This is a genomic window from Euzebyales bacterium (assembly GCA_036374135.1).
Taxonomy (GTDB): domain Bacteria; phylum Actinomycetota; class Nitriliruptoria; order Euzebyales; family JAHELV01; genus JAHELV01.
On sequence record DASUUK010000041.1, the window covers coordinates 51,099 to 71,480 of the forward strand.

The window sequence follows — 20,382 nt, forward strand, 5'->3', positions numbered from 1 at the left end:
GTGGGCGCCGGCCACAGCCATCCGCTGTACGTCCACGGGCACTCGCGGGTCCACCGCCTGCAGCCCGAGGTGAAGGTCGCGGCGACGGTGGCGTTCGTGTTCGCCGGCGCATTGACTCCGCGGGAGGCGGTCTGGGCCTTCGCGGTGGACGCGGTGTGCCTGGCGACCGTGATCGCCGCGGCGCGACTGCGACCCGCCTTCGTGGCACGCCGACTGCTGGTGATCGCACCGTTCGTGGCGTTCGCGTTGGCGATCCCCTTCGTCGCCTCCGGCGAGCAGGTCGAGGTGCTCGGACTGTCGCTGTCGCGCGACGGGCTGTGGGGAACCTGGAACGTCCTGGCGAAGGCCTCGCTCGGTGCGACGGCCAGCATCACCCTCGCCGCCACGACGGAGGTGCCGCGGATGCTGACCGGCATGACGCGGCTGCGCGTGCCGCCCACGCTGACGGCCATCGCCAGCTTCATGGTGCGGTACCTCGAGGTCATCGCGGGCGAGCTCGGCCGCATGCGCACCGCCATGGCCGCGCGCGGCTACGCGCCGCGCTGGTTGTGGCAGGCACGGCCGGTCGCCGCCTCGGCGGGTGCGCTGTTCATCCGGTCCTACGAGCGCGGCGAACGCGTCCACGCCGCCATGCTCGCCCGGGGCTACGCGGGCTCGATGCCCGAGCTCGACGAGCGTCGCGCGACGGGTGGGCAGTGGGCGCTGGCGGGGGCGCCCGTGGCGGTGGCGTGGGTGGCCGCGGTACTCGCACTGACAGGGGTGTCACCATGACGGGAGTGCTCGGCGACGGACGTGCCCGGCGCGACGTGACAGCGGCCACGCCTGCCGTCCAGGTCGACGGGCTGCACTTCGCCTACCCGGACGGTCACGAGGCGTTGTCGGGGCTCGACCTGCGGGTCGAGCGGGGGCAGCGCGTCGCGTTGCTGGGGCCCAACGGCGCAGGCAAGACGACCCTCGCGCTGCACCTGAACGGCGTCCACCAGCCGACGGCCGGCTCCGTGCGGATCGGCGACCTGGTGGTCGCCGAGCCGGCGCTGCCGGAGATCCGCCGCCGCGTCGGACTGGTGTTCCAGGACGCCGACGACCAGCTGTTCATGCCGTCGGTCGGCGAGGACGTGGCGTTCGGGCCCGCGAACCTCGGGCTGCGAGGTGCCGAGCTGAACGCCCGGGTGACCGAGGCGCTCGGCGCCGTCGGAGCGTCCGAGCTGCGTGCGCGCGCACCGCACCATCTGAGCGGCGGCGAGCGGCGGCGCGTCGCGCTGGCGACCGTCCTCGCCATGCGACCCGACGTGCTGGTGCTCGACGAACCGACGTCGGGCCTGGACCCTGCCGGGCGTCGCGAGCTGGTCGAGGTGCTGCGTGATCTGGCCATCACGCAGCTGGTGATCACCCACGACCTGCCGTTCGCGCTCGAGTTGTGCGGGCGCTCGGTGATCATCGACGGCGGGCGTGTGGTCGCCGACGGGGCCACCCCGGAGCTGCTGGCCGACGTCGAACTGCTGGGCCGCCACCGCCTCGAGCTGCCCTACGGTGTCGACCCCCGCGCCATCCGCGCGCGGTCCGGCGTCGCGTGACGCCCGGCCGGCTCGCGGCCGGTGGCGTCACGCGGACTGGTCGGCCCTTTCCGTGACGGTGATCACGACGTTGCCGACCTTCTGGCCGGTCTCGACGTACCCGTAGGCGGCGACGATCTCGTCCAACGGATAGCGCCGGTCGATCACGGGCGTGAACCCCCCGGACGCGATGAGGTCACCCAGCCCACGGACCATCGCCTGGTCGCCCATGGGCAGCGGGAACTGGACCCGCCGACGGCCGAACGCCGGCGTCAGCAGGGCCAGCAACGGATTCATGCTCAGCGGCCCCAGCTCCGACGACACGTAGATCCCGTCGGGCTTGAGCATCCGGCGGCAGCGGCCGAACGACGTCTTGCCCACCGCGTCGATGACCACGTCGTAGGCCTGCACGTCCGCCGTGAAGTCCTCGGACGTGTAGTCGATGACCAGGTCGGCGCCGAGGCGTTCGACCAGATCCACGTGGGCGGTGGCGCACACGGCGGTCACGACGGCGCCGCGGGCCTTGAGCAGCTGCACGGCGGCTGACCCGATGGCGCCGGTCGCGCCGTAGACGCAGACGTCGTCACCCGCCGCGACCTTCGCCCGCCGGATCATCGACAGCGCATAGTGCGCACCCTCGGTCGCGGGCGTCATCTGCGCGAACGTCGTCCCCGGGCGGCATCGCGGCGACCATCCCGTCCGCCGACACGGTCAGGAGCTCCGCGTGCCCGCCAAAGGTCGGCTCGACGTACCCGAACACGGCATCTCCGACGACGAATGTCGTCACGTCGCGGCCGACCGCGACCACCTCACCGGCGAACTCACTGCCGAGTGTCGTGGCCCGCGGGCGCGTGAGCCCGAAGAACAGCCGCGCGAACCAGGGGGTGGGCGTGCGGTAGCCGCAGTCGGTGCGGTTCACCGTGGTCGCGTGCACCCGCACCAGGAGCTCGCCGTCGGCGGGCTCTGGAACATCGACGTCGGTGACCCGCACCACCTCGGGCGGACCGTACCTGGTGTGGACCGCCGCCCGCATCGTCGCTGCTCGTGTTGCCGACCGATAAGTCACGGCTATGCCTGACATTGTAAGGCTACGCCGCACACTGTAGCCATACGCCGTAAGGTAATCAAGGAGCAGCGCGACGACGGTCAGGCGCCCGCCACGCGTGCGCCCAACCGCTGGATCGTCCGGTGCGTACGGACGGTGATCCCGCCGAGATCGTCACCGATGGCCGTGAGGTCGAGGTCCGAGGTGGAGATCCCCGCACGCGGCAGCCAGTACAGATCGCGGCCGTCGATCGTCAGACGGTCGTCGGCTGTCGCGTGGGCGAGCACCGCTGCACGCGCAGCAGCGGATGGCGCAGCATGCAGCAACCCGACCTGTACGCGTCCCTGCGTCGCGCCAAGCTCCCGCCCGGTGAACGGCGCATGGTCGGCGATGCGTTCGATCTCGTCGACGGCTCGCAGGAAGCTCGGCACCTCGTAGTCGAGTTCGGTGCGCAGCCCACGCTCGATCGTCTCGCGAAGGGCTGACTCGTCAGCGGTGTCAGCTGAGAAGATGACGTTGCCGCTCGCCATGAACGCGGTAGCGCCGGCGAACCCCATCCGCTCGAAGCACGCACACAGCTCGTCGTTCGTGATCCGCCGTTGGCCGAGGTTCATGCCCCGCAGGAATGCCACGAAGGTTGCCATCGGCGCAGGATACCGACTGTCGCGTCACTGGTTCGCGGGCTGGGCGGCACTGTCGACGAAGCGGTCGAGCACCGGCTCCCACCCGGTGTCGTACCCGGCACGGCGGTCCGCCGCCACGTCACCGAGCTCCTCCCAGCCGTCGTGTCGCAGATCGACGCGGGTGCCACCGTCGACAGCCGAGAAGCGGACCTCCAGGCGCGACGCGGCGACTGGCGACGGGTTGGGATGCCACGAGAGCACGACGCGGTTGGGTGGATCCCACGCGAGGACGTCGGCCCAGCTGTGCTCGGTGCCGTCGGCGAGCACCTCGGTCACCCGGCCGCCCACACGACCGTCGAAGCGGATGTCAACGATGCGTCCCGCGTCACCGTCTCCGGTGTCGGCACTGATCGAATGCGTGCCGGTCGGCCACCATGCCGCGATCCGATGTGTGAAGAGATCGAACGCACGGGTGATGTCGAGCGGGACGGTGCGTGTCTTGGTGACCGGCGCGATGCCGGAGGTGGTCGTCATGGCAGCCTCCATTCGGGCGGCGCGCCCGAAGTGGTCGAGCACGCCGTCCCAGTGCTGATCGATCCAGGAGCGCAGCGCGGCCAGCCCTGCTGGATCTGTCCGGTAGATGCGTCGCGTGCCGTCCGCGGCCACACCGACCATCCCGGTCCTGACCAGGACCTTCAGGTGCTGTGACACGGCCGGGCGACTGACCGGTAGGTCGTTCGCGAGCTCGCCGACGGACCGGGGGCCGCCGACTGCGAGCATCTCGAAGATCGCCCGACGGGTCGGATCGGCGAGGGCCGCGAAGTGATCTCCGGTCATGCATGGAACGTAAGTCACAACTTACCGTAAGTCAATACTTACGATGTTCCCATGGCATGAGGCCGGGGACACGGTCGCCCGTGTTGCCGCCATCGCGATCCGGGTGTTCGGATCGATGCCGGACCGATGATCGAGCCGCCGCCGATCCGCTGGTCTGGACGAGCGTCGCACGATGCGACCTCGACGGATGCGCCGGCCGCCGAGCGCACGAGGTGCCGGCTGATGCGGTTCGCTCGGCGCGATCCGGGCATGGTTGCCCACCGAGCCCTACCAGAGATCTCCACGTGGGAGCCACCATGTCCACCGAGATGATCGAGGTCGCCGGCCTGCAGGTCGGCCGGCCGTTGTACGACTTCCTGAGCACCGAGGCGATCCCCGCCGCGGGCGTCGACGCTGATGCCTTCTGGTCCGGCCTCGCGTCGCTGATCGCGGACCTGACACCCAGGAACCGTGAGCTGCTCCAGGTTCGCGAGGACCTCCAGGACCGCCTCGACACCTGGCACCGGGAGCACCGGGACGGTTCCTTCGACCAGCAGGAGTACCTGGCGCTGCTGCGCGACCTCGGGTACCTCGTCGAGGGCGGCGACGACTTCGCGGTGGACACGTCCGGTGTCGACCCGGAGATCGCCAGCATCGCCGGTCCGCAGCTGGTCGTGCCGGTCACCAACCCGCGATACGCACTCAACGCCGTCAACGCGCGGTGGGGATCGTTGTACGACGCGTTGTACGGCACCGACGCGATGGGCGACGAACCGCCCCCGGGAGCGTTCGACACCGATCGCGGCGAGCGTGTGATCGCGTGGGTGCGCGAGTTCCTCGATGGCGCCGCGCCGCTGGACGGCGCGTCGCACGCCGATGTGACCCGCTACCGCGTGTCCGACGGCGCATTGGTCGCCCAGGTCGACGGCGACACGACGACCGAGGTGGATCTCGCCGATCCCGGGCAGTTCTCCGCGTACGGCGGCGCCGCGGACACGCCGTCGTCGGTGCTGCTGCGCAACCACGGGCTCGGCATCGAGCTGCGCATCGATCCCGAAGACCGGATCGGCCGCATGGACCGGGCGGGCGTGGCCGACGTCGTCATCGAGGCCGCGGTCACCACGATCGTCGACTGCGAAGACTCGATCGCCGCGGTCGACGCCATCGACAAGGCGATGGCCTACCGCCACTGGCTGGGGCTGATCACGGGCCAACTCAAGGCGCGCGTGACCAAGGGCGACGAGTCGTTCATCCGCACGCTCAACGACAACCGGACGCTGACCGGGCCCGACGGGTCGGACGTGGTGGTCCGCGCACGCTCGTTGATGCTGATCCGCAACGTCGGCCACCTCATGACGACCCCCGCCGTGCTCGACGCGGAGGGCGAGCCCGTGTTCGAAGGCCTGCTGGACGCGATGGTGACCGTGCTGTGCGCGATGGCCGACCGCGACCGGCCCGTGGCCGACCGCAACTCCCCCGCCGGCTCGGTCTACGTCGTGAAGCCCAAGATGCACGGACCCGCGGAGGTCACGTTCACCGACGAGATCTCAACCCGCGTCGAGCAGGTGCTCGGCCTCGATCCGAACACCGTCAAGATCGGGGTGATGGACGAGGAGCGCCGCACCAGCGCCAACCTCATGGAGTGCATCCGCGCCGCCAGGCACCGCGTCGCCTTCATCAACACGGGGTTCCTGGACCGCACCGGTGACGAGCTGCATACCTCCATGGAGGCGGGCCCGATGGTGCGCAAGGCCGAGATGAAGTCGCAGCCGTGGATGCTGGCGTACGAGGACCGCAACGTCGACATCGGTCTGGCGTGCGGGTTGCAGGGCCGGGCGCAGATCGGCAAGGGCATGTGGGCGGAGCCGAACAGGATGGCCGCCATGCTCGAGCAGAAGATCGGCCATCCGCAGGCCGGCGCCAACACCGCGTGGGTACCGTCGCCCACCGCAGCCACCCTGCACGCGACGCACTACCACCGGGTCGATGTGTTCGCGAGGCAGGGCGAATTGGCCGACCGCGAGCTCGCTCCGCTGGACGACCTGCTGACCATCCCGCTGGCGGAGCCGGACTGGAGCGACGGCGAGATCCGCGACGAGCTCGACAACAACTGCCAGGGCATCCTCGGCTACGTCGTGCGGTGGGTCCAGCAGGGTGTCGGCTGCTCGACGGTCCCCGACATCAACGACGTCGGCAAGATGGAGGACCGCGCGACGTGCCGCATCTCGTCGCAGCACGTCGCCAACTGGTTGCACCACGGCGTCGTGACAACCGAGCAGGTCGACGCCGCGTTGCGCCGCATGGCCGAGAAGGTCGACGAGCAGAACGCGGGCGATCCGTTGTACACGCCGATGGCGCCGGACTTCGACGGGCCGGCGTTCACCGCGGCGCGTGAGCTGATCCTCAAGGGCATCGAGCAGCCGTCCGGCTACACCGAGCCGATCCTGCACCGGCGCCGGGAGGAGGCCAAGCTGCACGGCTTCCCCGTCCTTCCGGACGCCCCCGCCCCCGCCCCCGAGGCCGAGGATGATGTCATGTAGCGACAGCGGTAGGCACACATCCCGTGCCTCAAGTAGCGACAGTGATAGGCACACGTCATGACCCTGACCCTGGACACCGCCCGCGCCATCATCGCGGCGACCCGTGCCGCCGGCCGCGCCCGGGGGCTGAAGCCGCTGTCGGTCGCGGTGCTCGACGCGGGCGGGCACCTGGTGGCGTTCGAGCGGGAGGACGGGTCGTCGACCCACCGCTTCCAGATCGCCCACGGCAAGGCGCACGGCGCGATCGCGATGGGCGTCAACTCCCGGCAGCTCAACGACATGGCCGTCGACCGGCCGTACTTCATCGCCGCGGCCAACGCCGCGGTGGGCGGGGCGATGGTGCCCGTGCCGGGTGGCGTGCTCGTCGTCGATGACGACGGCGCCGTCGTGGGCGCCGTCGGCGCCAGCGGCGACACCTCCGACAACGACGAGGCCGCCATCCTCGCCGGTCTCGAGGAGGTCGGCCTCACGCCGTTGGGCGGGTGAGCCGGACGCAGGACCGCGTCTCGCGTCAACGGCGCGACGCTCGGCCGCCGTGCGCTAGCCTTGCCGCCCCGACGTAGGCCACGGGAGGCATGTGTTGTCGCCACGACGCCACCGCGTCCCCCGCCACCGCCGCCCGGACGGGCGCGCCGTCGGGGGGCCCACGACGGTCTTCAAGGTCATTAGTGATCCGACCCGCCGTCGGATCATGGAGCTCGTGAGCGACCGCGAACGATCGGTCGGGGAACTGGTCTTCGAGTTGCAGATGGATCAGCCGACCGTGTCCGAGCACCTGCGCGTCCTGCGCGAGACGGCCGTCGTGTCCGTCCGCCAGGAGGGTCGCCGGCGCTGGTATGCGCTGTGTGCCGCACCGCTCACCGAGCTCGACGACTGGATTACCGGCCTCCGAAAGGACTGAGGGGGCGCGGTGCGATCCCGTCGATCGGCAGGTCAGCGGTGCAGCCAGGTGAGCAGGTCGGGTGGGGCCAGCCTCGCGGCACGCGCGTGATAGGCGTCGAGCTCGTCCGGCGTCAACAGCGCGGCTCCCTCGCCGGTCCCGCCGACGCGGAAGAAGGCGGCGGGATCGCGGAGGATGCCGGCCGGCCCCGGTGCCAGCTGGGTGGCCCGCGCACGCATCGCGGGTAGCGTGGCCGCGCCGATCAGATTTTCCCGACGGCGCTGCGGCACGTCGACGCCGATCGCGCCGGCGAGCCGGCGCATCCCCTGGTCGAGGTCGGCCAGCAGGTCCGCGTAGTGGACCAGCACCACGTTGTCGTCGTGGCGGCGGCGCCACGCGTCCGACAGGTGGTGCAGCACGCCCGGCAGCGAGTCCAGCGCGTCCGCTGCGTCGCCGTCCCAGGCGATCCACGCCCGCAACCAGTCGGCCAGCGGCCGCTCTCGGCGTGCCGGACGTCGAGGAGCGCCGGTCAGCTCGCCCACGCGGTCGCGGTCGAGGTTCCGCCGGTGGTGGTACAGCGACACGGCCGCGTCGAGCGGATGGCGGGCCACGACGACGTACGTGGCGCGCGGGTCGAGCGGTACGCCGTCCAGCGGCGTGTGCGTCTTGATCACTCTCCGGTGATCCTGCGCGTCCAGGCGCGCGACGACCGCCGAACGTGGCTCCACGAGATGGTCGAGCCACGGCGACAGCTCCACCAGCGGCAGCGTTCGCCGGGGGTCGCCGTGGATGAACAGCAGCAGGATGTGCTGCACCCATGTGGTGCCGTGCTTGGATCGCGTGCTGACCACGACGTCGCCGTCGCGGAACGCGAACCCGTCCCACCGCGCGCTGTCCTCGTCGGACGACCGGTACCGCCTCATCACGGCCGGCCGGGCTCTCGATGTGCCATGGAACCCCGATGATGCCGTGACCGAACGGGGCCGGAGACGAGGCCGCCTGCGGTCAGCGGCTCACGGCCGCGCGACAGCCGCCGTGAAGATCCCGAGGGTGCGTGTGCGGGTGGCGTCCACGACCAGGCCGGCCTCGTCGAACAACGCGGCCACGTCGGTGTTCCAGCGGCAGCCCGCAGGCCGGTAGTGGGCCTCGGCCCGCCGGTCCTGAGCGCGGGCGACAGCACCGATGCGGCTGCGTCCGTGCTCGACGAGAAGGATGCGCCCCGTCGGCCGCACGACCCGGGCCATCTCGCACAGCGCCGCGACCGGGTCGGGGAACGTGCATGTCGACATCGCGGTCGTCACCGTGTCGAACGCGCCGTCCGGGAACGTCAGGTGCTGTGCCGACATCTGCCGCAGGTCCACGTCGAGGCCTAGGCGGTCCGCGCGCCGGCGCGCCTGGTCGAGCATGCGCGGGCTGAGGTCGACCGCGGTGACCCGATCGACCCCGCGCAGGTGGGGGAAGTTCTCGCCGGTGCCACACGCGACGTCGAGCACGTCGCCGACAGCGTGCCGCATCACCCAGCGACGCAGCCCGGCGACGCCGAACAGTGTGTCGTTGACCAGGGACGACCAGCGGTAGGACGACGCGAACCCGTCGTACAGGTCTCGCAGGTCGTCGTCGCGGTAGGGACGCTGGGTGGTCATCAGTCCATCGTCGCTCCTCTCACGTCGCGATACACCGTGGCCCCGGAGACGTACGAGTCAAAGCGCTCCGAACGCTGCAGTTCCATCGCGATGACCGGGCCGGCGAAGGGGAACGTCAGCAGTGCGCGGAACACGCCTGAGATGCCGGCGAACGACAGGTCGGCCACGGTGTCGTCGTCGGCGGACCGGTCACACTCGGCGATCGCCGTCCCGAAGCCGGCGCCCAGCGTCGCCGTCGGCACCCCCCGGCCCGATGCTGGCGCCACCGATCAGGCGGACCAGCCCGATGCCGGTCGGCCGAGTGCGTGGCGCAGCGGCGTCCGACCGTGGACCATCTCGTCGAGGAAGTTGGGGTCGGGTGGGCGCAGACCGGTGACCCGCCGCAGCACACCGATGACCACTGCCCGTGCGGCCGCCGTCTCCTGCTCCGCGGCGACCGTCTGGTCGTACACCGACCACGCGCCGCCGAACACCCGCGTTGCACCGTCACGCAGCTCGACGATGGCATCGACGCGTTCGAGCAGCGTGCGATCGTGGCTGACGACCAGCAGGACGCCGGGGAAGTCGACCAGCGCTGCGTACAGATCCGCGCGGCCTCCGGCATCGAGGTTGTTGGTCGGCTCGTCGAGCAGCAGGACGCCGGGCGGGTCCAGCAACAGCGCGCGAGACCGAGCAGTGTCGACGTGCCGGCGTCAGGGTAGTCCGGCCAGCGCGGTGCGTCGAGGCGATCTGGGGAACAATTGAGCGCAATGCGTGGAGAAGTGACCCCGCACGCGGCGCTGGGGATGCCCGCGCCGCGCGTCGAGCGGCGGATCACCTCCGAGGGCGACATCGTGCTGCGGTCCGAGCTCGAGCTGGGGCGGTACGCGACCAATGTCGGCGAGTGGCTGACCGCCCGCGCAACGAACGACCCTGACCGCGTGTTCCTCGCGCAGCGGGACCTGTCCGGCGACGGATGGGCGCAGCTGTCGTTCCGCGTGGCGCACACGCGGGCGTGCGCCGTCTCGCAGGCGCTGCTCGACCGGGGTCTCGGCCCCGAACGGCCGGTGATGATCCTGTCGGGGGCGAGTCTGGACCACGGCGTGCTGTCGCTGGCGTGCCAGCTCGTCGGTGTCCCCGTGGTGCCCGTCTCCGTCGCCTACAGCCTGCTGTCGGACGACCACGTCAAGGTCCGGGCCATACACGACGAGGTGACCCCCGGTCTGGTGTTCGCCGAGGACGGCGCCGCCTTCGCCGACGCGCTGAGCGCGGTGTCCGACGGCGGCGCCGAGCTGGTGGTGGGCGCCGGGGAACCCGAGGGACTGACGACCACGGCGTTCCGCACGCTTGCGGCGACCACCGTGACCGACGACGTGGGCCGGGCGGCCGCGTCCGTCGGACCTGACACCGTCGCCAAGATCCTGTACACGTCCGGGTCGACCGGGCGGCCCAAGGGCGTGGTCAACACCCACCGCATGCTGTGCGCCAACATGCAGCAGCTGCGCCAGGTGTGGCCGTTCCTGGAGGACACGCCGCCGGTGCTGCTCGACTGGATGCCGTGGAACCACACGTTCGGCGGCAACCACGACACCAACATGGTGCTGCGCTTCGGCGGGTCGCTGTACATCGACGACGGTCGCCCCACACCGGATCGGATCGGCCGCACGGTGCGCAACCTGCGGAGCGTCCACCCTACGATCGCGCTCAACGTGCCGGCCGGCTACGGCGCCCTGCTGCCGTTCCTCGAGTCCGACGACGGGCTCGCGGCCGGCTTCTTCGAGCGGCTGCAGGTCATCTTCTACGCGGCCGCTGCGCTCCCCCAGGACCTGTGGGACCGCCTGCAGCGCCTGATCGACCGGTTCGCCGACCATCCGGTCGTGATGACCTCCGCGTGGGGCGCCACGGAGACCGCGCCGATGGCCACGTCGGCGCACTTCCCGCTCGAGCGGGCCGGCAACCTCGGTGTGCCGGTGCCGGGGGTCGAGCTCAAGCTCGTCGACGCCGGCGACACCCTCGAGGTACGCGTGCGGGGCCCGAACGTGACCCCCGGCTACCACCGTCGACCGGAGCTCACCGCGGAGGCGTTCGATCACGACGGGTTCTACCGGATCGGTGACGCAGTGCGGTTGGCCGACCCTGACGATCCGTCCGCAGGACTGCTGTTCGACGGCAGGGTCGCCGAGGACTTCAAGCTGTCGACGGGCACGAAGGTTCCCGTCGGAAAGCTACGGGTCGACCTGATCGCCGCGCTGTCACCGCTGGTGACCGACGCCGTCATCACGGGCCACGACCGCGACCACGTCGGCGCGCTCGTGTGGCTCCACGACGCCGAACTCGCGCGCACGGTCGGCGCGGGCCACGACGATTCCCGCCCGTTGGCGGACGACCCCGCGGTCCGTGATGCGCTGCGGGAACGGTTGGCCGCCTACAACGCGCGGCAACGCGGCTCATCGACGATCGTCCACGGACTGGTCGTGCTGACGGACCCGCCCTCGTTCGACGCCGGCGAGATCACCGACAAGGGCTACATCAACCAGCGCGCGACGCTTCGACGCCGCGCGGGGGACGTCGCGAAGCTGGACGCCGATCCGCCCGACGACAGCGTCATCGGCGCCGAGCGGTGAACCCCCCGAACCGTGGTCAGTGACGCACGTGGAGACGGACCACGCTGCCGGCCGTCGACGACCGCACCTGCGCGAGATCGCACACCTCGTTGACGATCCACAGCCCGCGCGCGTCGTGCTCGTCGGCACCCGGTGCCATCCTTCCCATCAGCGGATCGGTGATCGACCCACCGTCGCGGATGTCGCACACGACCCCTTCGGCGGTCACCCACATGCGCACGTCGGCGCCACCACCGGCGTACATGAGGCTGTTGCTGGCGACCTCGTTGGCGGCCAGCACGAGGTCGTCAACCCGTTCCGGCGCCAGACCCGCCGACCTGGCCTCTGCGCGCACGAACGCGCGCAGTTGCGCGAGCCGGCCGGGTCGCAGGACGTGTCCGACCGCCGTCCGCGGTGGCTCGGGCAGCGGCTCGTCGAGCACCGGGCGGATCGCGTCCACGCCCGGGTACGTCTGGCTCGCGCGCTCGTGCCGCCCATCGACGACGATGGGATGGCTGCGCTCCGCCTCGTCGATGATCGCCGTCGACAGGTCGCTCACGTCGTACGGGCAGCGCAGCCAGAAGCCGTCGGCCTCGGCGAACGCGACGTTCAGCAGCGCCTCCGCGTGCTGATGCTCGACGAGATCGGCGCCGTCCGCGCGCACCGCCGAGATCGGCTCGCCGACCCCGCGGACCGCGCGCCCGGGGTGGGCGTCGACCAGCGCGTGCCAGGCCGGAATGATCCGGGACGGGTTGCGCCCGACCTGCGCCCTGTCGGCAAGCGTGACCAGGTCGTGGTCCGCCCAGGACCGCAGACGCTCGATCCTGTCCGCTGCCGCGACGACGAGCACCGGCTCGCCGAGCGCGACGGCATCGGTCAGGAACGGCGACACCGCGTCGTCGAACGCCACCGCGCCGTCGTAGAGCAGTGCGTCGTGTCGGAATGGTCGCTGCGTGGTCCTGCCCACGGCTGTCTCAGACCCCTCTCCGCCGATTGTGCAGGTGCGCGGACGCTGTCCCCCTCCTTGCACCCTACCGGTTCGGCCAGCGCGTCTCCGGAGCGGGCGACCCGCTACCAGGGTGCAGGCGCCCAGGCGCGTCGCAGTGACCGCGCGGAGGCGCGCACGGTCGGTCGCTACCATTGATGCGCGTCTGACGATGGGCGCGCGGGTACGGATCAGGCGATCGGGTTCTTCCAACGCCTGCGGGCGACGACGTCAACGAACGATGGCGACGTCCGTACTAGCGGGACAGCCGTGGCGACCACGGCGAGCAACGCACAGCCGACGGTCCACGATGGAGTCGACAGCGACCGATGCACCAGAACGTGACGCGCGGCAGGCGGGCCGTCGCCGTCGTGGCGATGGTCGTGGCGATGGTCGTGGCCATGCTCGGGCTCACCGGCTGCGCTGAGCTCACGCCGACCGAGCTCGACCAGGTCGGCGATGACAGGATCTCGCTGCGGCCGCTGCTGGACCCCGACTCGATCGCGATCCCCGGCACGGACAGCGGCGATGTCATCGAGACGCTCGGTGAGCCGGCCGAGTTCACGTCGCGCCGACCACCGGAGCATCAGCGTCCTGGCCGGGTGAAGACCCTGCGCTACGACGGTCTCGAAGTCGTCGTGCGCGAGCTGAACGAGCCTCGACGACGGTTCATCTCCGACCTCGTCATCACCAGCGACGCCTACGCGACCACGCTGCCGATCGGTGTCGGCACGCGGCGGGGCGAGGTCGAGGAGGTTCTGGGCGCGCCGAGCGAGACGGAGGGCCAGGAGGCGGTGTACAGGCTGACCGACGACGGCGACCGCTGCATCATCACGTACGAGGACGGGCGCGCCACGCGGCTGACGTTCCAGTACGGGTGAGGTCTTGACGATCCGGCGTACCCGGCGGCGTCGAGATCGTGCTACAGCACCGGGAAGGCCACCGGGAACAGATGCGCGCCCTTGACGAGGTGACCAACCGTCTGCACGAGGGCGACCAGCGACAGTGCGACCAGACCAACGACGGGCAGCAGCAGGGGCCGTGGCACCGGAGAAGGTGCGAGCAACCTTTCCACCCGCCACGTCGACCATCCGGCCGCGCCCAACGCGCCCGACGGCGGGGAGGCCGCGGCCGCCACGATCGCCGTCGCGACCGTCCGGCGGCTCGTGAGACCCGAGGCACGATCGTCGGCGAGCGCCTCGAGGTGCCGGCGAACCTCCCTGCGGCCCAGATCCGCCCCCGGCAGCGGTCGGAGTCCTGCCGTCACGGTGCGCATCAGCAGATCGATGAGCCCGTGGCGACCACGGACGTGTCCACGTTCGTGCGCGAGGACGGCGGCCTGCTCGTCAGGGGCGAGTCGTGTGTACCGCTCCGGATTGACGAACACCATGGGGCGGAACAGACCGACCGTGCAGGCGACCGACCCGATCGGGGCGAACGCGACGCCGGGCGCGGCCACGGATGACATCGCCAGGTACCGCTGGCGGGCGGCGCGGACCGTTGCGGCCGTCCGGTACCACGCCGATGCCGATCGCCCGATCATCAGCAGCAGCACTGCGGTCATGGCGTAGCCGGCCGGCGGTCCGTAGCCTCCGGCGACACCAGGGACGAGCTCCGCCCACGCCGCCGGGCGGTGTGCCGCCCCCACCGCGTCGACGGTCACGGAGACGACGCAGAGCCAGACCAGCACGGGCGACGCGACGTGCCCTGCCACGATGGCAGCGGCCGGAGTCCGGCCGCCGAACCGGCGCAACAGGTACGGCGCGGACATCCCGAGCACCATGAGCGCCAGCGCAACGGTCATCGCCGTTCGTCGTCCTCCAGTCGACGGCGTAGCTCCCGCACCTCATCGGCGGTCAGCTGTTCGACGAAGTGGAACAGCACGTCGGCGTGATCGTCGCTGTCGTGCAACGCGGCGCTCATCGTCCGCGCGGCATGCACGCCCTCGGAGACCGCGGGCCGGTACGTCCACGCGCGCCCGGCGAGGCGGCGTTCCAGGAAGCCCTTCTCGTGCAGCCGTGACAGCAACGTCATGACGGTCGTGTACGCGAGCCCCGCGTCGAGCGCCTCGGCGACCTGGCGCACGCTCAGGAACCGTGCCGGCTCGCGCCAGAGGATCCGCATCGTTGTCGTCTCGCGGGGCCCGAGCCGTCGCGGTGCGCCCTGCACGGCGTCGTCTTCCATGCCGAGAGCGTATGACATCAGGCGCGGATCTGCGAGCGGCACCCGGCCATAACGGGCCTGCGGAGGACCCACGATCCGCCCTTTACTTGGTCGTGACGTGAGGCTACCGTCCGACAGCAGCGAGTACTACAACTGATCGTGCGGGGCGACGGACAATCCCTGACGCACCGCACAAGGGGGCAAGCCCGCGATGTCACCACAATCCTTCCGGCGTCCGCGCTCCATCGTGCTGGCGCTGCTGTCCGTGCTGCTGATGCTGCTGCCCACCGCAGCGGTGGCCCATCCCGAGCTCACCGGCGATCCGGACCACGACGACGATCATCAGCACGACCTCCGGGACGGAAGCCTCGACGAGCGCGACGCGTCGGACCACCTCGAGGATCACGATGCCGCCACGGCCGGGATCATCAGTGAGGGGCCGACGGGTAAGAAGATCAAGGACATGGCCCTCGCCGGGCGCGGCGAGCGGCTGGTCGAGAACGCCACGACCGACGTCTGGGCGCTCGGCAACTACGCCTACATCGGCACGTTCAACGAGCCGTGCGGCACGGGCGAGAACTACGTCGAAGGCGTCGGCGAGGTCGACCTGGTCGACGGCGTCGAAGAGCCCGGCATCGCCATCTTCGACATCCGCAACCCGAACAAGCCCCGCTACGTCGGCAACCTGCCGTCGGTCGAGGGCAGTCGGACCAACGACGTCAAGGTGTACACGGCCAGCGACGGCACCGACATCCTCGTGCACTCCAACGAGGCGTGCGGTGGCGGCAAGGGTGGCTTCGAGATCTACGACGTCAGCGATCCGACGAACCCCGTGCACCTCGCTTCGGTGCAGATCGACGAGCTGAACCCGATCTCCGACTTCCTGTTCGGCGGCATCACCGATGTCGGTGTCCACAACCTCTTCCTGTTCAGCCAGGGCGATCGTGACTACGTCGCCGTGGTGGCAGAGACCGCCTTCGACACGTTCCAGATCTACGAGATCACGGACCCGACCAGCCCGACGCTGGTCACGGCGTGGGGTGCGGAGGAGGTCTTCGACCCAGGAGTCGGTGATCTCACGGATCTGTCCGATCCCGACCAGGTCGACCGGGTACTCGACGCCGCGCTGTGGCTGCTCGACGGCCCCGGCTCGTCACAGAACCGGTTCCTGCACGACCTCACCATCAACGAGGACGGCACGCGCGCGTACCTGTCCAACTGGGACGCCGGCCTGATCCTGCTCGACATCAGTGACCCGGCGAACCCGGTGTTCGTCTCGCAGGCGATCAACCTCGAGGAGGGCTCGCTCGACGGTGAGCTCAACAGCCACGCGGCGTGGCCGAGCGAGGACGGCTCGATCGTCGTCGAGACCGAGGAGGACTTCGATGCGTGGGAGGGTGTTTCCCCACCCCAGAACCTGACCCTGGACGGGACGGACACGCCCGGCGATCCCACGATCCCGGCGACGGCGCTCGCGACGAACGACGGCGACTTCTTCGAGCAGAACCAGACGGGGCTGACCGGGTCCACCGACGGTGACACGGTCGTCGTCGACGGGGGACCGACCTTCGACGCGGTCGAGCTGTCCACGCCGGAGGACTCGCCGTCGTTTGAGGACACCGGCACCGTCAGCGGCGAGTTCGTCTGGATTGGGCGCGCGTGCACCGTGTCCGAGGGCGACGAGCTGCTGAACACCGAGGCCTTCGACGAGGGCGACATCGCCGTCGTGCGTCGCGGTGACTGCGAGTTCGAGGAGAAGGCGAACGCGGCCGCGAGCCTCGGGGCGAGCGCGGTGATCATCGCGAACAACCTCGAGGGCACCCCGTGGGGCGGCGTCCGCATCTGGGACTACTCCGACCCGGAGGACCCCGTGCTGGCATCGACCTTCTACACCGAGTGCTCGGCGGCCAGCGAGCCGATCGAGGGCTGTGACCCGGCAGGCACGTACTCGGTGCACAACGTGCAGGTCGAGTCCAGGGGCAGCAAGACCTACGCGTACATCTCGTGGTACTGGGACGGGATGGTCGTGCTCGACGTGACCGACCCGTACAACCCCGTCGAGGTGGCCCGCTTCTTCGACAACTCCGAGGAGTTCATCGCAGCCAACGGCGGCAACCCCCACGACTTCTGGGGCGTGTACAAGATCGAGAACGAGCCGTGGGTCTTCGGCTCGGACCGCAACGGCGGCCTCTACGTCTTCAAGCTGACGGGCAAGGGGCGGCTGAACTAGCTCGCGGCCGACCATGACGGGGTCACGACCACCAGGTCGTGGCCCCGTTCCGCGCGTGCGCAGATCTGATCGACGTAGCCGGAGCCCGCCGGCGGGAGCGCCCTTGTCAACCGCCCGAATCTCCGACGCACCTCCACGTTCCACCCGCCACGAAGGAGGCAACACCATGTGGAGAACAGGTCGATGGTCAATCCTATTGGCACTGCTGATCCTCATGCTCGCTGCGCTGCCGGCTGCCGCCGACCACGGCGACCGGCCGCACACGAACAACATCCACGCTCAGGGGCACAGCGCGAACCCTGCGAGCTTCTTCAACGTGACCCCTGAAACGCCGTTCGAGATCAACTCGGACATCGCGTTCTGGGGCAACTACGCGTTCCACGGCAACTACGACGGCTTCCGGATCATCGACATCAAGGCTCCGGGCAACCCCAAGGAGATCGTCCACCAGCGCTGCGAGGGCAACCAGGGTGACATCGTCGTATGGGAAGACATCCTGGTGCGGTCGTGGAACTCGCCTGCCCCGGCGGGCGTCGAGTGCGACGGTCAGCCGGTGCCGGAGGGCTTCGAGGGGCTGCACGTCTTCGACATCAGCGACCTGACCGACCCGGTGCTCGTCGCATCGATCGAGACGGAGTGCGGTTCACACACCGCGACAGGTGTGCCCGATCCCGACAATGACCGCCTGCTGATCTACAACAATGGCTCGGGCTCCGACTGTCCGTGGATGGAAATCGTCGAGGTTCCGTTCGACGACCCGGATGAGGCTGCGATCATTGGACAGATCGACCTCGTGGACGCCACGCGCTGCCACGACGCCGCCGTCATCCTTGGCGACGTGAACCTGCTCGGCTGCGCGAGCGGAGATGCGGCGAACGTCTTCGACATCGGCGACAACCAGTTCCCCGGTGGCAGTCTGACCGAGCCCGTCTTCCTCTACAACATCATGGAGTCGGACGACCAGGGCAACCAGGTCGGTGTCGGCGGCAACTGGCACTCAGCCGCGTTCACGTGGGACGGTGAGGTGCTCGTCCTCGGCTGGGAGCCGGGTGGCGGAGCGGCCGGTGAGTGTGAGGCCGACGATCCCGACATCAAGAAGAGCCTGTTCTTCTACGACGCGCAGACGGGCGAGAAGTTGGGCCAATGGGTCCTTCCCCGACCGCAGGAAGAGGTGGAGAACTGCACCATCCACAACTACAACATCGTGCCGACCCGTGACGGCAGCTACATCGCCGTGATGGGTAACTACCAGGCCGGCACGTGGGTGGTGGACTTCACCGATCCGGCGAACGCCGAGACGATCGCGTGGTCGGACCCGCTGCCGTTGGACCCTGAAGATCTCGGCGGTGCCTGGTCTTCGTACTGGTACAACGGCCGCATCTACGAGAGCAGCATCACTGAGGGCCTGAACGTCTTCCGCGTGAGCGACAGGGCACTGGCGAAAGCGATCAAGCTCGACCATCTGAACCCGCAGACGCAGGAGTTCTCGCTGCCATAGCGCATGCGATCGGACTGCTGATCGTCGTCGAGCGCCCCCGTCCGCGGCGGATGGGGGCGTTCCGCCGTCGGCGATCACGTCCATGAAGTCTCCTGCGTCCGGGCCGCCGGTGCAACCACTCGCACTCGAGTTGTTGCTGTAGACGATCAGGTCACCGTCATCGACGCCAGCGACGTCGCCGTGTGCGACCCGCAGGGCAGTTCGAGGGCGCCGAGCAACTCGGGATCCACCGGGTCTGAAATGTCCCAGACGTGGACGCCCTCGAAGCCGGCCGGGACCATGGTGTCACCACACTCGCGGGGCTCGGCGCGCTTGGTGTTCCACGACCGCACGAGGATGTCCTCGTAGACGACGATGTCGCCCTGGTCGCCGTTGCACTTCGGGTGCGAGATGAGCTTCGGGTTCCCCGGCGAGGAGACGTCGATGACCCGGAAGCCGTTGTAGTTGCCCTGGCATGCCAATTTGCCCTGGAAGGCGAGGTCGGAGCTGATGACCCGCTCGCCGTCGGGCACCGCGAAGGTCGCTGGCTGTGGACTGTGGCCGAGCGCGTGGATGTTCTTCGTGCTCGGGAATGTGTCGTGTTCCGCAGCGGCTGGTACCGCCGCGCCCAGTAATGAGACGACCGCGAGCAATACGGCCCATTTCGTGTGCAATCGCTTGATCTACGCTCCTCTTCGGATCACGCGGGACGGCCGTGGATCACGGTCGTGCGTGGGAGGATCCCGTCCGGGCCCGAGCCCGGCGTGCCGTACACCGGGCCCGGGTCGGATCGGATCGGATCGGCTCGCTGAAGCGCACCGCCGCCATCTGGCGGTTGCGCTATGGGATCGTCGCTTCGATCGTCTGCGGGTTCATGTGCCCGATCCCGAACCGCTTGCCGCGGCCCACGGTCGCCTCGAAGACCTGGAAGCCGCGAGAGATGTCCTGGCCGTAGGTGGTCACGGGGTCACCCGGCTTCGGATTCTGCTCGTACCAGTAGTGCGACCAGTTGTTCGAGTCACCCTCACCGCCGGCTGGACCATGATCGAAGTACGCGATCTCGCGAGGGTTGCGCACGGACGTGAAGTCGACGATGTCGACGCCGCCTGCGTACCAGGCGTTGACCGACAGGTACCGACCGGGCGTGGGGATGAAGTTGCCCTGGTGCATCGAGCAGTACGAGCCCGCGCCCTCCCGCGGGATCATGAACGTGCTCATCCGCTGACCGTCGGAGACCCGCACGAAGTGGGTTCGGCCGGTGTCGCTGTTCGGCTCGGTCGCGTCGAACCCGATGGCGGTCGTCGGCGGACAGCCGCTGCCGAACGACTCGTCGTCGCCCTGCACGTACCTGCCGTCCCACGTGAACCTGGCGGTGTGCCAGAAGTCAACCGCGATCTCGGTGTCGTCGGGGTCGCCGGTGGCGCCATTCGTGTCGACGGAATCGTCGAAGACCCAGACCGGGTTCGCCGTGTCCGGGAGCCCATCGGCACCTATGCGCCAGACCTGCATCTGCTCCGCACAGGCACCCGCTGCAAGGCCGACGCCCAGGTGCACGCCGATGTCGTGGCACGCGCGGAGGGGGTCGAAGACGTCGAGACCGTGCTCTGCAGGGTCGAAGACATTGTCAGGATCGCCCGGATAGGTCAGCGGCGGCTCGGCGATCTCCTGCGCGGTCACCCCGCCCAGCGGATCGCCGGCGTCCCACGACACCTCGCTGACCTGGATGACACCGTGAACAGGGTCGCGGTCGTGGTGGATCGGCTCACCGTCCGCCGGCTGGCCACAGGTCGGTCCGGGCCGCAGCGGATACGACGAGTTGTAGAGCAGGACACGGTTCTCGCCCGG

22 protein-coding genes are annotated in these 20,382 nt (G+C 69.8%); 9 read left to right on the forward strand and 13 right to left on the reverse strand.

Translation table 11 applies throughout. The features are described from left to right. Both cbiQ and VFZ70_06850 read left to right on the forward strand, forming a co-directional pair. Entirely contained in the window at positions 1-771 is a 771-nt protein-coding gene (cbiQ, locus tag VFZ70_06845) for a cobalt ECF transporter T component CbiQ (protein HEX6255514.1), read from the forward strand. Then, positions 768-1,574 carry an ABC transporter ATP-binding protein gene (locus tag VFZ70_06850; protein ID HEX6255515.1) on the forward strand — a complete coding sequence of 269 codons (807 nt, stop codon included), beginning with the start codon at positions 768-770 and terminating at the stop codon, positions 1,572-1,574. The genes cbiQ and VFZ70_06850 overlap by 4 nt, the downstream gene beginning before the upstream one ends. Before the next feature lie 27 nt (positions 1,575-1,601). Here the strand turns inward: VFZ70_06850 and VFZ70_06855 are convergent, their stop codons facing one another. From VFZ70_06855 to VFZ70_06870, 4 genes are all read right to left on the reverse strand, one after another. Beyond that, positions 1,602-2,207 (reverse strand): NAD(P)-dependent alcohol dehydrogenase, encoded by a 606-nt coding sequence (locus VFZ70_06855; protein ID HEX6255516.1) that lies wholly within the window; start codon positions 2,205-2,207, stop codon positions 1,602-1,604. Beyond that, complete coding sequence (locus VFZ70_06860; protein HEX6255517.1) at positions 2,137-2,586, reverse strand: alcohol dehydrogenase catalytic domain-containing protein; 450 nt, start codon at positions 2,584-2,586, stop codon at positions 2,137-2,139. Before VFZ70_06860 ends, VFZ70_06855 begins: the two co-directional genes overlap by 71 nt. A gap of 113 nt (positions 2,587-2,699) precedes the next feature. After that, positions 2,700-3,242: a DUF1697 domain-containing protein gene (locus VFZ70_06865; GenBank protein HEX6255518.1), complete on the reverse strand. Its 543-nt coding sequence runs from the start codon at positions 3,240-3,242 to the stop codon at positions 2,700-2,702. Positions 3,243-3,266: 24 nt separating this feature from the next. Beyond that, complete coding sequence (locus VFZ70_06870) at positions 3,267-4,058, reverse strand: metalloregulator ArsR/SmtB family transcription factor (GenBank protein ID HEX6255519.1); 792 nt, start codon at positions 4,056-4,058, stop codon at positions 3,267-3,269. A 296-nt stretch (positions 4,059-4,354) separates the two neighbouring features. On the opposite strand from VFZ70_06870, the gene VFZ70_06875 reads away from it, so the two are divergent. From VFZ70_06875 to VFZ70_06885, 3 genes are all read left to right on the forward strand, one after another. After that, on the forward strand, positions 4,355-6,577 hold the full coding sequence (locus VFZ70_06875) for a malate synthase G (GenBank protein HEX6255520.1): 2,223 nt from the start codon (positions 4,355-4,357) through the stop codon (positions 6,575-6,577). Positions 6,578-6,634: 57 nt separating this feature from the next. After that, positions 6,635-7,063: a heme-binding protein gene (locus VFZ70_06880; protein ID HEX6255521.1), complete on the forward strand. Its 429-nt coding sequence runs from the start codon at positions 6,635-6,637 to the stop codon at positions 7,061-7,063. 91 nt (positions 7,064-7,154) lie between these two features. Next, the gene (locus VFZ70_06885; GenBank protein ID HEX6255522.1) at positions 7,155-7,478 is read left to right on the forward strand and encodes a metalloregulator ArsR/SmtB family transcription factor; all 324 of its coding nucleotides are present in this window, start codon (positions 7,155-7,157) and stop codon (positions 7,476-7,478) included. Positions 7,479-7,510: 32 nt separating this feature from the next. Here the strand turns inward: VFZ70_06885 and VFZ70_06890 are convergent, their stop codons facing one another. The 4 genes from VFZ70_06890 to VFZ70_06905 all read right to left on the reverse strand — a co-directional run bounded on the left by VFZ70_06890 (position 7,511) and on the right by VFZ70_06905 (position 9,756). After that, a complete protein-coding gene (locus VFZ70_06890; protein HEX6255523.1) occupies positions 7,511-8,380 on the reverse strand; it encodes a sulfotransferase domain-containing protein in 870 nt (289 codons plus the stop codon). Positions 8,381-8,470: 90 nt separating this feature from the next. Then, positions 8,471-9,100, reverse strand: coding sequence for a class I SAM-dependent methyltransferase (locus VFZ70_06895; protein HEX6255524.1), 630 nt, complete (start codon positions 9,098-9,100; stop codon positions 8,471-8,473). Then, on the reverse strand, positions 9,100-9,342 hold the full coding sequence (locus tag VFZ70_06900; GenBank protein ID HEX6255525.1) for a hypothetical protein: 243 nt from the start codon (positions 9,340-9,342) through the stop codon (positions 9,100-9,102). Before VFZ70_06900 ends, VFZ70_06895 begins: the two co-directional genes overlap by 1 nt. Positions 9,343-9,369: 27 nt before the next feature. Then, positions 9,370-9,756, reverse strand: a complete 387-nt coding sequence (locus VFZ70_06905) for a hypothetical protein (protein HEX6255526.1) — start codon at positions 9,754-9,756, stop codon at positions 9,370-9,372. A 93-nt stretch (positions 9,757-9,849) separates the two neighbouring features. Here VFZ70_06905 and VFZ70_06910 point away from each other — a divergent pair, with 93 nt between their 5' ends. Then, positions 9,850-11,703: a feruloyl-CoA synthase gene (locus VFZ70_06910; protein ID HEX6255527.1), complete on the forward strand. Its 1,854-nt coding sequence runs from the start codon at positions 9,850-9,852 to the stop codon at positions 11,701-11,703. A gap of 16 nt (positions 11,704-11,719) precedes the next feature. Here the strand turns inward: VFZ70_06910 and VFZ70_06915 are convergent, their stop codons facing one another. Beyond that, complete coding sequence (locus VFZ70_06915; GenBank protein ID HEX6255528.1) at positions 11,720-12,649, reverse strand: sensor histidine kinase; 930 nt, start codon at positions 12,647-12,649, stop codon at positions 11,720-11,722. A gap of 347 nt (positions 12,650-12,996) precedes the next feature. Between VFZ70_06915 and VFZ70_06920 the strand changes: the two genes are divergently transcribed. Then, positions 12,997-13,548 (forward strand): hypothetical protein, encoded by a 552-nt coding sequence (locus VFZ70_06920; protein ID HEX6255529.1) that lies wholly within the window; start codon positions 12,997-12,999, stop codon positions 13,546-13,548. Between the two features lie 41 nt (positions 13,549-13,589). Here the strand turns inward: VFZ70_06920 and VFZ70_06925 are convergent, their stop codons facing one another. Both VFZ70_06925 and VFZ70_06930 read right to left on the reverse strand, forming a co-directional pair. Beyond that, positions 13,590-14,471 (reverse strand): M48 family metalloprotease, encoded by an 882-nt coding sequence (locus VFZ70_06925; protein ID HEX6255530.1) that lies wholly within the window; start codon positions 14,469-14,471, stop codon positions 13,590-13,592. Beyond that, on the reverse strand, positions 14,468-14,851 hold the full coding sequence (locus tag VFZ70_06930) for a BlaI/MecI/CopY family transcriptional regulator (protein ID HEX6255531.1): 384 nt from the start codon (positions 14,849-14,851) through the stop codon (positions 14,468-14,470). The genes VFZ70_06925 and VFZ70_06930 overlap by 4 nt, the downstream gene beginning before the upstream one ends. A gap of 190 nt (positions 14,852-15,041) precedes the next feature. Between VFZ70_06930 and VFZ70_06935 the strand changes: the two genes are divergently transcribed. Together VFZ70_06935 and VFZ70_06940 are read left to right on the forward strand one after the other, a co-directional pair. Further along, positions 15,042-17,060: a PA domain-containing protein gene (locus VFZ70_06935; protein HEX6255532.1), complete on the forward strand. Its 2,019-nt coding sequence runs from the start codon at positions 15,042-15,044 to the stop codon at positions 17,058-17,060. 196 nt (positions 17,061-17,256) lie between these two features. After that, positions 17,257-18,558, forward strand: coding sequence for a hypothetical protein (locus VFZ70_06940; protein ID HEX6255533.1), 1,302 nt, complete (start codon positions 17,257-17,259; stop codon positions 18,556-18,558). Positions 18,559-18,704: 146 nt separating this feature from the next. Here VFZ70_06940 and VFZ70_06945 read toward each other — a convergent pair whose 3' ends face one another. Further along, the gene (locus VFZ70_06945) at positions 18,705-19,190 is read right to left on the reverse strand and encodes a hypothetical protein (protein ID HEX6255534.1); all 486 of its coding nucleotides are present in this window, start codon (positions 19,188-19,190) and stop codon (positions 18,705-18,707) included. A 187-nt stretch (positions 19,191-19,377) separates the two neighbouring features. Further along, a partial coding sequence (locus VFZ70_06950; protein ID HEX6255535.1) for a hypothetical protein occupies positions 19,378-20,382 on the reverse strand: 1,005 nt, incomplete at its 5' end.

Bases quoted from the DNA above. Each gene is read 5' to 3' on its own strand.
- VFZ70_06920 (HEX6255529.1), top strand. From the start codon at position 12,997: ATGCACCAGAACGTGACGCGCGGCAGGCGGGCCGTCGCCGTCGTGGCG.
- VFZ70_06925 (HEX6255530.1), bottom strand. From the start codon at position 14,471: ATGACCGTTGCGCTGGCGCTCATGGTGCTCGGGATGTCCGCGCCGTAC.
- VFZ70_06880 (HEX6255521.1), top strand. From the start codon at position 6,635: ATGACCCTGACCCTGGACACCGCCCGCGCCATCATCGCGGCGACCCGT.
- VFZ70_06935 (HEX6255532.1), top strand. From the start codon at position 15,042: ATGTCACCACAATCCTTCCGGCGTCCGCGCTCCATCGTGCTGGCGCTG.
- VFZ70_06870 (HEX6255519.1), bottom strand. From the start codon at position 4,058: ATGACCGGAGATCACTTCGCGGCCCTCGCCGATCCGACCCGTCGGGCG.
- VFZ70_06860 (HEX6255517.1), bottom strand. From the start codon at position 2,586: ATGCGGGCGGCGGTCCACACCAGGTACGGTCCGCCCGAGGTGGTGCGG.
- VFZ70_06890 (HEX6255523.1), bottom strand. From the start codon at position 8,380: ATGAGGCGGTACCGGTCGTCCGACGAGGACAGCGCGCGGTGGGACGGG.
- VFZ70_06910 (HEX6255527.1), top strand. From the start codon at position 9,850: ATGCGTGGAGAAGTGACCCCGCACGCGGCGCTGGGGATGCCCGCGCCG.
- VFZ70_06895 (HEX6255524.1), bottom strand. From the start codon at position 9,100: ATGACCACCCAGCGTCCCTACCGCGACGACGACCTGCGAGACCTGTAC.
- VFZ70_06875 (HEX6255520.1), top strand. From the start codon at position 4,355: ATGTCCACCGAGATGATCGAGGTCGCCGGCCTGCAGGTCGGCCGGCCG.
- VFZ70_06865 (HEX6255518.1), bottom strand. From the start codon at position 3,242: ATGGCAACCTTCGTGGCATTCCTGCGGGGCATGAACCTCGGCCAACGG.
- VFZ70_06930 (HEX6255531.1), bottom strand. From the start codon at position 14,851: ATGGAAGACGACGCCGTGCAGGGCGCACCGCGACGGCTCGGGCCCCGC.
- VFZ70_06855 (HEX6255516.1), bottom strand. From the start codon at position 2,207: ATGACGCCCGCGACCGAGGGTGCGCACTATGCGCTGTCGATGATCCGG.
- VFZ70_06850 (HEX6255515.1), top strand. From the start codon at position 768: ATGACGGGAGTGCTCGGCGACGGACGTGCCCGGCGCGACGTGACAGCG.